We start from the raw sequence: 12,666 nt of genomic DNA on the forward strand, positions 1-12,666 counted from the left end.
GCGTAAAGCATGAACCGTCATTGTCACCGTCTGGTTTTCAACCCCCTGCGCAATCTGCTGATGCCTGTGGCGGAATGTGCCACTGCCTGGCAAGGGCAGCACCACCTTCGCGCGCGCACCAGCCAGCCCCGCACCTGTTGGGCATGGCAGCCGCTGGCGCTGGCCATCCTGCTGCTAGGCCTGCCCGCTGTGGCACTGGCGCAGATTCTGGCCGACCCTGCCGCGCCTGCCGGGCAGCGCCCCACCATCCTCAATACCGCCAGCGGTGCGGTACAAATCAATATCCAGACCCCTACTGCCGGTGGGGTGTCGATGAACCAGTATCGCCAGTTCGACACCACCACACCGGTCACCATCTTCAATAACGGCCGCAGCGCCAGCCAGACCCAAAGCGCCGGATGGGTGGCAGGCAACCCGTGGCTGGCCGGTGGCAGTGCCAGAGTCATCGTCAACCAGATCAACAGCGCCAACCCGTCACGCCTGAGTGGCACCATGGAAATTGCCGGTGCACGGGCAGACCTGATCATCGCCAACCCCTCCGGCCTGCGTATTGATGGCGTGACTGTGCTCAATGCCAACCGCAGCACCTTTGCCGCTGCCACGCCGCAGCTTGCTGGCGGGGTAGTGCAAGGCTTCCAGACCGGCAACGGCATGTTGCAGATTAACGGCGCAGGGCTGAACGACAGCGGCAGCGACTACACCACCATCCTGGCGCGTGCCGTGCAACTGAATGCCGGGCTGTGGGCGCAGCAACTGCAACTGACCACCGGGCAGAACCAGCTGGATGCCAGTGGCAAGGTGGTGGCCACTACCCCGCCAGCACCCGGCAGTGCCACGCCCGCCTACAGCCTGGACGTGGCCGCGGTGGGTGGCATGTACGCTGGCAAAATCACCCTGCTGGCTACCGAACACGGCCTGGGCGCACGCAATGCCGGTGAGTTGGTGGCAAGTCAGGGCGATTTGCAGTTGCACCTGGATGGCCGCCTTGAAAACACCGGACGCATGCTGGCGCAGCAGGGCGGCAGTATGCAGCTGCAAAGCCAGGGGCTGGACAATGACGGCACCTTGTCGGCCAGCCACAACCTGCACATTGCCACCGGGCCACTCACCAATAGCGGGCTGATCAATGCCGGGCGCGAACTGCTGCTTGATGCCAGCGATATCAGTAATACCGCCAGCGGCAACATCAGCGGCCAGCGTTTGCAGATAGACGCCGCCAGCCTGGACAACGCTGGCCAACTTAGCCAGACCGGCCAGCAAGGCTTAACGGTGCAGGCCAATGCCTTGCACAGCAGCGGGGTGGTGGGCCTGCCGCCCAAAGCCGGCACTGCGCCTGAGCTACCATCCACACCGGATGACGGCGCGATCACGCCGCCAGCCACAGACAGCACGAGCGCACCGGGTGGGGATGCCCCGGTTTACAGCCAGCCCGTGCCAGCGCAGACATTGCCCGACGGCACCCTTCACGTGGCCGGCCTGCTGGATAACAGCGGCAGCCTGCTGGCCAATGGCGGTATCGACCTGAGCCTGCAACAAGGCTTGCAGAACCACGGCAGCATGCAGTTGCGCACGCTGCAACTGTTCGGCCCCTTGCTGGATAACCGGCAAGGCCAGCTGTATGTCGATCAGGCACTCATCGACACCGGGGCCATCCACAATCAAGACGGCACTCTGGTGGCCGGGAAGGACATGACCCTGCGCACCGCCACGCTGGACAACGGCCTGGGCAACATTGCCGCAGGGGGTGAACTCAGGCTGTTAGCGGGGCAACTGGACAACCGTGCCGGCTGGCTGGAAGCCGCCGGGCTGCTGTTCAATGGCGGCGACATCGATAACCGCCAGGGCGGTATCTTTGCCCGCGACATCAGCGCCAATAGCGGCATGGTGAACAATACGGGTGGCCTGCTGGCTGCCAGCCAAAGCCTGCTCCTGGATACCGGCGGACAAGCACTATGGAATGGAGACAGTGGCGACGCACGGGGCGTGCTCTCCGGTGGCAAGCTGGCCCTGAACAGCGGTGACCTGTTCAACCTGCAAGACGGGCGCATTCAGGCTTCCACGCTGGATATCAACAGCAGTACCCTGCGCAATCAGGGCGGCTTGATTATGGGCGATACCCTTACCCTGAGCAGCAATACGCTGGACAACCAGGCCGGGCTGATTGCCGCCAAATCCAGCCTGACGCTGGCCGCTGCGCAATCCCTGCGCAACCAGGGCGAATTGCTCAGCCTGGGCGATGCCGCACTGCACGCGGACACGCTGCAACAACAGGGCGGACAAACCAGCGCCAACGGCAATCTGGCCATCCAGGCCAGGCAGCTGGCCAGCACCGGCCAGTTTGTTGCCGGGCAAGACCTCACGCTCAATAGCCAGCAAGACCTCACCGTACAAGCCGCCATCCAGGCCGGGAGAAACCTCGCGCTCAGCACTGCTGGCAAGCTGGATAACCAGTCCGGCCTGCGCGCTGGCGGCAGCGCCAGCATACAGGCGGACAGCATCAGCAATGCCAGCCAGGCCGACATCAGCGCCAGCACGCTTAACCTGCAAGCCACCACCAGCCTCGACAACCAGGGCCTGATAGACGCCGGAGATGCCAGCATTCAAGCCGGTGAAACCATCAGCAATCGCGGCAGCGGGCGCATCTATGCCGACCGCCTGTTGCTGGCTGCCCCCTTGCTGGACAACACCCCGCTGGCAGGCCAGGCAGCGGTGATCGCCGCTCGGCAACAGCTGGGCATTGCCGCCGACCAACTGCGCAATGGGGAAAACGCCCAGTTGATCAGCCTGGGCGACATGGTGATAGGCGGCGGCTTTGACAGCAGCGGACAGATCAGCCGCCCCTCCAGCCTGGTGGACAATCAGTCGGCCAGCATCGACGCTGCGGGCAATATGCAGATCAGCGCCGACACGGTACGCAACCAGCGCCTGCGGGTGGGCATTACCCAGCAAAGCAGCATGGATGAAACCGTCACCATGAACCTGCCCGGCTGGCAGGGGAATGGTCATAACGGTGGCGACTTGCGTGCCTCCGCCAACTACCGCGCTACGCAAATCTACATTGTCGACCCGGCTGACATCATCAGCAACGACCAGATCATCACCCCGGATGGCAAGGTGCTGGGCCGTGCAGTGGTCAAACTCAGCCCGCACACCAGTACTTTTTTCTTTGCCAATGGCCGTGGCTGGGGCATGACTGGCGAGCGCTGGCGCATCGCCATCGATCAGCCGCAAACCCAAACCATTTACTACACTTACCGCCAGGATAGTGTGATCAATCCGGACCAAAGCCCGGATGGGCTCGACCCTTTCCTGCTGTTGCACGGGCCGGGCGGGACCGGTGGTGCGCCATACTTCTCCTACCAGACCGATGCCGTCCGTTACGACGCGCAATACGGCAGTTGCAGCAGTAACTGCGTATTGTTATTCACGCCTTATCAACTTACCGATCCAATACACACGGTCGTCAACCGTACCGGGCTTGGCACCACCGAGCCGTTTAACGAACTGCGCCGCACTGCCCACCACACAGCACAGGACGACGTACTAACCGCAGATACGGGCGCAGCGCCCACCATCCGTGCCGGTGGCAATATGCTGCTGCAGCCGGGCCAGCTGCTGGACAACCAGTACGGCCAGATCAGTGCCGCAGACCAACTGCAAATCGATGGTGGAACAGGCAGCCAGATCATCAACACCGCCGCCACCCTGTACCGTAATCACCAGTTTGACGTGCAAATCCAGATGTACTCCGGTGGCCGTTTTGCCTATCCCCAAGCCGACATCCGCGAAACCATAGGCAGCGTCGATGCCAGCATCCAGGGCAAGACCAGCCTGATCATCAATGCCGACACCGTCGCCAATCTGGACCGGGGTCGCCCCGGACCCAGCCCCATTGCCCCGCCCGTTCCCGGCAGCGAAGTCGCCCGGCTCAGCCAGACCAGCAATGGCACGGTACAACTGGAACCCGGCAGCAACGGCATTCCCGGCAGCGTGCTCACCCAGCCGCCCACCATCCAGTTGCCACGCAGCAGCCTGTATCGCATCCAGCCCGATGGCCCGGCACCGCTGCTGGAAACCGACCCCAGTCTCACCAACCGCCAAGCCTGGCTGGGCAGCGATTATCTGCTGGCCGGGCTGTCGCCCGACCCCAATACCTCCCTCAAACGCCTGGGAGATGGTTACTACGAACAACAACTCATCAACCAGCAAATCAGCCGCCTCACCGGCCAAAGCCTGCTGGCAGGCTATAACGACGGTCAGGCCCAGTTCCGCGCGCTGATGGACAACGGCAAAACCTTTGCCGCCAGCCACCAGTTGGTGCCCGGTGTAGCACTCACCGCCGCGCAAATGGCCCAGCTCACCAGCGACATCGTCTGGCTGGTCAGCCAAACCGTCACCCTGCCGGATGGCCGCAGCCAGCAAGTACTGGTGCCGCAGGTATACGTCAAACTGCAGCAAGGCGATCTGGCCCCCAGCGGTGCCATCCTGGCCGCAGACCGGCTGCAACTGCAACTGAATGGCGACCTTACCAATCAGGGCCGCGTGGCCGGACGACAACTGCTTACCATCAACGCCGACACCATCCACAACCTGGCCGGACGCCTGCAAGGCAGCACCGTGGCCGCCCATGCCAACACCGACCTCAACAACCAGGGCGGACGCATCCAGGCCGACCACAGCCTCAGCCTGAGTGCCGGGCGCGACCTCACCAGCGCCAGCACCACCTATAGCCAACAACATGGCAGCGGCGGCAACACCCTGCAACAAACCGCACTCGACCGCATGGCCGGGCTCTACCTGGGGCAGGGCACAGGCCCCATGCTGCTGGCCGCAGGCCGCAACCTCGACCTCAGCGGCAGCCAGCTCATCAGCCAATACAGCGGCAGCACCGTGCTGCAAGCCGGACAAGACCTCACGCTCGGCACCGTCGACACCGCCCAGCAACACCGCATTACCTTCAATCAGAACAACTGGTCCGCCCAAGGCAGCACAGACCAAACCGGCAGCCGCCTTAACACCCAGGGCGACCTCACCCTGCAGGCCGGAGGCAATCTCGCCGCCACTGCCGCCACCCTCGACAGCGCCCAAGGCCAGGTCCAGCTGCAAGCCGGACAAGACCTCACCCTCGCCAGCGGCCAGCAAACCCAGCAACTGGAATGGCAAAGCCACAGCAGCAAAAAAGGCCTGCTCAGCAGCCGCAGCAGCGACGACAGCTACCAGGGCGCACAAAGCTGGGCCAAGGGCAGCAGCGTCAGCGGCCACACCGTCAGCGCCATCGCCGGTGGCGATCTCAGCCTGATTGGCAGCCAGGTGGTCAGCGACCAGGGCACCATACTGCAAGCGGGTGGCAGTCTCAGCCTGCAAGCCGCCAGCAACACCGACCGCTACGCCAGCCAGCACAGCGAACAAAAATCCGGCCTGATGGGCAGCGGCGGCTTTGGCATCACCATCGGCAGCCGCGCCCAAGGCCAGGACGACAGCACCCGCACCACCCAGGCCGTCGGCAGCACCGTTGGCGCACTCAGCGGCAATGTCACCCTCAGCGCCGGGCAGCACTACACCCAAACCGGCAGCAATGTACTGGCCACCGGCGTGAATGGCGGCGGCGACATCACCATCCAGGCCAAAGACATCGCCATCACCGAAGCACGCGAAACCACACACAACTTCAGCGACAGCTGGTTCAAGCAAAGCGGCCTCACCCTGGCCCTCTCCAGCCCCGTCCTCAACGCTATCCAGACCGCCGACCAGATGGCCAAGGCCGCCAGCAAAACCAGCGACAGCCGCATGAAAGCCCTGGCCGCCGCCAGCAGCGGCCTGTCCGGCTACGCCGCCTACACCGCCATCCAGGACGGCCAAGGCAGCACCATCAATGGCAAAGACAATCAAATCCTCACCCGCGAAATCGGCCCCGACGGCAAACCCAAAACCCGCGACGCCAACGCCGCCGACAAAGCCGGTGGCATCAACCTCAGCCTCTCGGTGGGTAGTAGCAGCAATAAATCACACCGAGAATCATCCTCCGACACCAGTGCCGCCAGCCGCGTCCAAGCCGCCGGCAACCTCAGCCTGCACGCCAGCGGCGCAGGCCAGGACAGCAACATCCTGATTCAAGGCAGCGACCTGACCGCTACCAAGGCCATCAGCCTCAACGCCGACAACCGCATCCAGCTACAAGCCAGCCAGGACAGCGACCAACAACACAGCAGCAACAGCGGCCGCAGCGGCAGTATCGGCATCAGCTTCGGCACAGACGGCATGCTATTTAGCGCCAGCGCCAGCAAAAACCGCGGCCATGCCGACGGCGACAGCACCCGCTACCACAACAGCCATCTCAACGCCGGCGACAACATCAGCCTCAGCAGCGGCGGCGACACCACCCTCAAAGGCGCCGTGGTGGCCGCCCCCAGCGTACAAGCCAAGGTCGGCGGCCATCTCACCATCGAAAGCCTGCAAGACCAAGACCACTACGACAGCAAACAAAACAGCCTGGGCGGCAGCCTGTCCATCGGCTACGGCATGATGGGCGGCAGCCTCAGCATGAGCCAAAGCAAAATCAACAGCGACTACCTCAGCGTAGGCGAACAAAGCGGCATCCTGGCCGGCGACGGCGGCTTCCACGTCAAGGTCGCAGGCGACACCACCCTCACCGGCGGCGTCATCAGCAGCACCGAAACCGCCGTCCAGCAACAAAACAACCAGTTTGAAACAGGCGGCCAGCTCGCCATGACCGACCTGCACAATCAGGCCGACTACAACGCCAGCAGCACCAGCCTCAACATCGGTACATCGATGAACCAGCAAGGCATGTGGAGCCCGTCCGGCTCCGGCGTTGGCTTTGGCAACGACAGCGGCAGCGCCGCCAGCGACACCCGCAGCGGCATCAGCGGCATCGCCGGCAACAGCGCCGCCCGCACTGGTGACCCGCAAAGCGGCATCCAACGCATCTTCGACGCCGACAAAGTGCAACAAGACATCGACGCGCAAACGCTAATTACCCAAACCTTTGGGCAGCAAGCCAGCAGTGCGGTGGGGAAATACGCCGAAACCAAAATCAAACAAGCCAATGCACTGATCGAACAAGCCAAACAAGCCCACGTCGACGGCCAGGAGCAACAAGCCCAACAACTGCTCGCCCAAGCCGAGCAAATCAATCAGGACTGGGGCGAACAAGGCAAACTGCGCATTGGCCTGCACACCGTCATCGGCGGCCTCACTGGCGGCGCAGCGGGGGCCGCAGGCAGCTTGACCGGCAGCCTCACCGCAGTCGAAGCCAGCCGCTTGCTCAAAGAAAACGGTATCACCCAGGAGAACAACCCGGCTCTGTACAACACCCTGGTTACGCTGGCCAGCAGTGCAGCGGGCGGGGTGGTAGGCGGCAGTACTGGGGCGGGGGCGGCATTTAATGAAGTCACAAACAACTACCTCACCCCAAACAGCAATTTGCCAAAGATGCGGAAAAGGCCGCCTGCAAAGGCAAGCCAAGCTGCCTGAGCGCGGTAGAACTGAAATACGGCTTGATCAGCGGCAAACAGAACGTTGGCCTGCTGGTGGGCGTTGGCGGCGGCATCGGCCTGCAAAGCTACCAACAGGTCGAAAACGTGGTGGACATGGTAGCCAACTGGAGCGACACCCAGAAAACCCTGGTCGCCCTGGTCAACGACCCCGCCTTCCGCAGCAAGGTAGGCGACAGCATTGTGCAAGACTACCGCCAACGTATAGACCTGATGACCAAGGCCTACAATGATGGCGGCTGGGACGGCTCCGTCACCGCCGGGGTAGAAGCCGGACGGCTGGCGGTCGATGTGGTGGGTGCAGCGACTGCCGCGATGGGCGCGGGTAAAGTGGCGGTCACCGCCGCCAAGGCCGGGGCCAATGTGGCGGGGCAGGCGATTACTAACTTGGCTGCAAAGTCTGCTGTTACTACAAATGGAGCAGCTATAAGCTCGATCCAAGCTGCGAGGTTGAGCATGCAATTGTCTGCCGAGCAGGCAGCAGGGGTACGTGCTCCAACACAAATTGTAAGCTATTCCGATCACGCTATAGCTCAAATCGCACGTAGAGATTCAGGGATAGGTGTAAATCAAGCTGCGGTGGTAGATGCGTTCTCTAATCCAACAGCAATACAATATGTACCAAGTAAGTATGGTCCGACATTTAAATATGTTGGGGTAAATGCAACCGTAGTTGTTAATCCGCAAGGTAATGTAGTTACTGCGTGGGGTACAAGTGCTGCCGGGGTGGCAAAATGATGATCAATTTATCTGATACACAAAAGAAACTATTGATAACCCTTAAATCTAAAATGTGTGGTGAGGATTTGAATATGTTTGATGCTGCCTTAAGGGGTGATGTTGAAATGAAAGCCATTGACAGGCTCTGTGAATTGATAAATGAAGAATTTATGATGGAAGGTATTGATGAGAGCTTTGAGCCAAATCAGTATGGTATAGAGTTGGAAGGTTTGCTTGATGCAATCAATAAACCAAGATTGGTCAAATAGAATAAAATATTGTGATGTTCAAAGAGTCGTAGGGAGTGTGAGCAAAATTTGTTTCTGATGAGTATTTAAATTGACCAAAAATGAATTAAATGGGAACTGTGAGCAATAATCTCGAGGTAATTGATGGGTTCAAGTCACCTGGTGAACTCAATCGATTTGAACGATGGCTTCAAAGGGAAGTTGATGCTGGCTGTGCGGTTGAGGTGGATGTAAAGAACTACTATGCCGGTGAAAATTTTAAAGAAAGATGGTTTTACTTTAAGGAGATTGATAGTGTTTGGCGATTGGTTTGTCCAGATGGTCCATTTCATGGCTATTGGGGTGCGGTGTGAGTTTGAAGCAAAGTGCGCAATTCTATTTAATTTTAAATTAAAATATAATCACTGAGAGGCTGCTACCAGCTGATCAATTTACAACCGGATATTGGAGTCGGTGGGCCTATCTAATGCATCAAAAGTAGAAAAAGCCCTGAGTGAGGGGATGGTTGAAAAATGGCTAGTACATACTGATCCTTTTGGTCGAGTCACGGTAGGTGTGATGGGTAAGGACGGTAAATTGATTCCAAATCCAGAGGCAGCATCGAAACTATTAAAAGGGATAAAATAGTGCGGTCGTTAATTGGCAATCGTGCATACTGGGATGGCTTGGTAAAATTCCTTATTGAAGATATATGTGATCGTTGGGAGACTGCGAATAAGCCCGGTGGAGATGTATCCTATGCTCCTCAATATATGTTTTCAATTTCAAGAGAGAATTGGCACTTGCTATTCAGCCGCTACTCCCGTGGCGACGACATCAAGGAACTGGCGCAATACTTCCCGCCCTTGCTGGATGCCTGGGAAGAGTCAGAACGCTTGGGCAAAGACGTGTTTACCCCGCAACAGCAATACACCCGTCACGCCTGGAAGGTGAATCTGGACCACTACATCGTCTGCTTCTGGCTGGTGGGGCTGGCCTTGGCCTTGGAACTGCCGGATGGGCCATGGCAACGGCTGCTGGTATTGATCGGCAACGAAGGCGAAGACCACTTGCTGGACCGCATCATTGCCAGCCGCCAGATAGGGCGCAAGATTGGCGACACGCTGTGCCACCCCAAGCCTTATCAACGACTGCTCAAGGCCATTGACGCCCCACCAGCACAGCAATCCGGGCTGCTGGCCGACTTTGTGCGCCACTGGTATCGCGAACTGGACCGCCCGGCCAAGCCCGGCAATGCCCCGGCTACCGCCATGTATGAACGTCCGTATTGGTACAGCTTGGGAAATCGGCAGCTAGAGGACAGCGGTTACTTTGGCCGCTGGTGCGTAGAAGCGGTAGCGGCGGTCAAAGCCTTTGGCCTGGATGACAGCCAATGCCTGGGACTGGAATACTACCCCGGCGACCTGCTGCGGCCCAATGGCCCCAGCACCCACCCCGCCCGCCCGGATGACAGCGACGATCAAACGCCCACCATTCCCAGCCTGCCAAGCAAAAGCTGGTGGCAGCGTTTACTGGGGCGTTAACAGTAACAGCCCGGCCATTCACAACGCCAGGCTGCTTCCACAAGGTAGGACTACGCAGGTTTACGCCAGCAATTGCTGCTGTTGCTGCTGCAAACCCAGCAAGCCCTGCATCAAGTGCCTGCGGTAGGCATCAGACGGATGTAAGGCCAGCAAGGCCATTACTGCCTCTAGCGTCTGGGCCTGTTCCCGCAATGCCGATTCCAACTGGGCAAAGCTATGTGCCAACTCCTGCACCGGGCTGCGCAGCGCGGCAAAGCGGTCCTGCTGCAGCATGGCTTGTAGCAGCACGATGTGTTGGCGCATCAGGGGTAATACCGCAAGGGGTGGGGGATCAGTCGTCAACATGGCACTCCCTCGCAGTAAACCGTTGCGGGAAGTGCAGGCAAATAGATGAGAAATGGCATATCGGCTCCTGATTAAGGTAAGCCTGCCCACGACGCCAATCGGGGGTGGCAGGCACATGGCAGGATTGGCGTACCGTAATCAGGAACGGCGCCTCGTAAGAGGCTCCCACCATGGCCCGCCATAGAAGACGTGCAATGGTGTACGGACGCGACAAAGCATGGGCTTTGACCAAAGTCCGTCTGATTACAGGACGCCAATCCCGGTGCCGCTATTGAACAGCACGGAGGGGATTATCTAGTGCTGCGGGTGGGAAGGCAAGGTTCACCACTGCCAAGGTAAACGGAAGCAGACCGCGCCACCTAGCGTGAGGAATGACGCGTGTCGCCTATGAGGCGGAAAAGCAAGGCATGGGCGAGCGTCGAATGAATGCCGATTGGCAACATACAAAAGCGGAAAGCCTGCAAGGGGCGAACAGGTGCTGAGCACCCCACCATCCGCTGCAAGAACCTGTCAAAACAAGCGCAACAAGTTTGCTGCATCAAAGCAGGGCACTACATGGTTGCGAGCGATGAATACGGCTGCCATCGCCACCTGGCATGTACAAGTCTGCATGCTAAAGCGGTGGCAGTTCCGTTGGCAGCGTTTTGGATTGAAACAATCCTGACCATGACGCAATGGGATGAGTTGCTCAAATTCGAAGCAAATCATTTTCATTTGAAACAAAACCGCTTGAGTCCGTAGTTGAGGCAAAGAAAAACGACCGTATGGTTGGTGGTGTGCAGTGTGCTTATTTGCCTGCAATTTAAACAGACCTACGAACAAAACACGTTTTTACTAGTTTTCACAGGATGTCCATCAGTAACTATACGTATTTGGCGGGGTGAGGAAATTTTAGCTTTGATTAGCATGTATTTAAAATGGCAAACCTATTTAAAAACCAACAACGAATTTGACGACAATTTTGTTGCAGCGCAAAGATTCATTTTGATGTGTGGCTGAAACTTTGTTAACTTCTGCAACTGTCACAAAATGCAGTGTCTGCGCCCATCGGAAAAGCAATATTGCTATTTAATGATTTACTAAAATTCAGCGTAAAAAAGGTGTGGTTTTGTTGGAAACATCTAAGAGTAGAGCAAAAAATTATAGGCCAGAGGTTGATGGTCTGCGAGCCATAGCAGTTCTGGCTGTTGTCCTCTTTCATGCAAAATTTCAGTTGCTTGCTGGTGGATATGTCGGGGTTGACATATTTTTTGTCATTAGCGGTTATTTGATCGGTAATATCCTGACCGCTGAATTCAATAACCATAGTTTTTCTATTTTGAAGTTTTATGAGCGCAGAGTGAGGCGTATTGCGCCGGCTTTGTTTCTGATACTCATTGTTACGAGTATTGTTGGTTATTTATATTTTTTGCCAGCTGAATACAAATCCTTCGGGCAAGGTTTGGTTGCAGCTGCGTTATTTTCTTCTAATATACTGCTGTATCTTAAGGGTGAAGATTACTTTGGATTACAGTCGGAACTCAATCCGGTTCTGCACCTTTGGAGCCTTGGCGTAGAAGAGCAATATTATCTGTTCTTTCCGCTATTGCTCTGGGTGTTTGGTATAAAGCTACCAAAATTAGGAAGGCTTGCTTTTTTGGTCATCTTAGTTGGTAGCGTAATTTACTCTTACTATGCTTATAACCATAATTTCCCGGCTGCATTTTATTTGCTCCCAGCTAGAGCGTGGGAACTGCTGATTGGGTTGTATGCAATTAAATTGCATAAGCAAAGTTATAAACTTGGTCTGGGTATGAGGGAAAGCCTGTCCTGGGCTGGGCTGCTGGTTATTTTTATAGCAATTTTCTATTCGGTTCATGAGCCAAGCCAGCAGTTCTGGTTTGTTATGCTTGCGTGTATCGGTTCAGCCTTGTTCTTGGCTTTTTCGGATGGAACGAAATATGCAAAAGCCACTATAGGCAGCGCACCGCTGGTTGGCATTGGTTTGATTAGCTACAGCTTGTATCTATGGCATCAACCAGTTTTTGTCTTGTACAGGCTGGCTACGTTGGGTAACGATACTGCATTAGGTTATGTACTGGCCCTTATTCTTTGCATAGTGCTTGCAACCTTGTCATGGCGGTTTGTAGCTGTCTCTTATACACATCTCCGAGCCCACGAGACGAACGCAATAATCGCGTATGCCGTCTTCTGCGTGAAAAGGGGGGGGGGGGGGGGGGGGGGGGGGGGGGGGGGGGGGGGGGGGGGGGGGGGGGGGGGGGGGGGGGGGGGGGGGGGGGGGGGGGGGGGGGGGGGGGGGGGGGGGGGGGGGGGGGG

Annotated in this window: 8 protein-coding genes and 1 pseudogene; 8 read left to right on the forward strand and 1 reads right to left on the reverse strand. The window is 57.9% G+C overall.

Annotated elements, in window-relative coordinates; translation table 11 throughout:
- The first annotated feature begins 9 nt into the window (after positions 1–9).
- From JHD62_RS13990 to JHD62_RS23080, 5 genes are all read left to right on the forward strand, one after another.
- Positions 10–7,494 (forward strand): hemagglutinin repeat-containing protein, encoded by a 7,485-nt coding sequence (locus tag JHD62_RS13990; protein WP_199103400.1) that lies wholly within the window; start codon positions 10–12, stop codon positions 7,492–7,494.
- A 23-nt stretch (positions 7,495–7,517) separates the two neighbouring features.
- Positions 7,518–8,252 carry a hypothetical protein gene (locus tag JHD62_RS13995; protein ID WP_199103401.1) on the forward strand — a complete coding sequence of 245 codons (735 nt, stop codon included), beginning with the start codon at positions 7,518–7,520 and terminating at the stop codon, positions 8,250–8,252.
- Positions 8,249–8,503, forward strand: a complete 255-nt coding sequence (locus tag JHD62_RS14000) for a hypothetical protein (RefSeq protein ID WP_199103402.1) — start codon at positions 8,249–8,251, stop codon at positions 8,501–8,503. The genes JHD62_RS13995 and JHD62_RS14000 overlap by 4 nt, the downstream gene beginning before the upstream one ends.
- 89 nt (positions 8,504–8,592) lie before the next feature.
- Positions 8,593–8,835: a hypothetical protein gene (locus JHD62_RS14005; RefSeq protein WP_199103403.1), complete on the forward strand. Its 243-nt coding sequence runs from the start codon at positions 8,593–8,595 to the stop codon at positions 8,833–8,835.
- A 273-nt stretch (positions 8,836–9,108) separates the two neighbouring features.
- Positions 9,109–10,005, forward strand: a complete 897-nt coding sequence (locus JHD62_RS23080) for a PoNe immunity protein domain-containing protein (RefSeq protein ID WP_370541062.1) — start codon at positions 9,109–9,111, stop codon at positions 10,003–10,005.
- A gap of 60 nt (positions 10,006–10,065) precedes the next feature.
- Here the strand turns inward: JHD62_RS23080 and JHD62_RS14015 are convergent, their stop codons facing one another.
- The gene (locus JHD62_RS14015; protein ID WP_199103405.1) at positions 10,066–10,350 is read right to left on the reverse strand and encodes a hypothetical protein; all 285 of its coding nucleotides are present in this window, start codon (positions 10,348–10,350) and stop codon (positions 10,066–10,068) included.
- A 426-nt stretch (positions 10,351–10,776) separates the two neighbouring features.
- On the opposite strand from JHD62_RS14015, the gene JHD62_RS14020 reads away from it, so the two are divergent.
- The 3 genes and pseudogenes from JHD62_RS14020 to JHD62_RS22615 form a co-directional block, all read left to right on the forward strand.
- Positions 10,777–11,091, forward strand: coding sequence for a hypothetical protein (locus tag JHD62_RS14020; RefSeq protein WP_199103406.1), 315 nt, complete (start codon positions 10,777–10,779; stop codon positions 11,089–11,091).
- 361 nt (positions 11,092–11,452) lie between these two features.
- A pseudogene (locus tag JHD62_RS23085) lies at positions 11,453–12,409 on the forward strand (acyltransferase family protein); the annotation flags it as partial.
- Between the two features lie 56 nt (positions 12,410–12,465).
- A partial coding sequence (locus JHD62_RS22615) for a hypothetical protein (RefSeq protein WP_233160943.1) occupies positions 12,466–12,666 on the forward strand: 201 nt, incomplete at its 3' end.

Origin of the sequence: Aquitalea sp. ASV11 (assembly GCF_016429185.1) — a bacterium.
Taxonomy (GTDB): domain Bacteria; phylum Pseudomonadota; class Gammaproteobacteria; order Burkholderiales; family Chromobacteriaceae; genus Aquitalea; species Aquitalea pelogenes.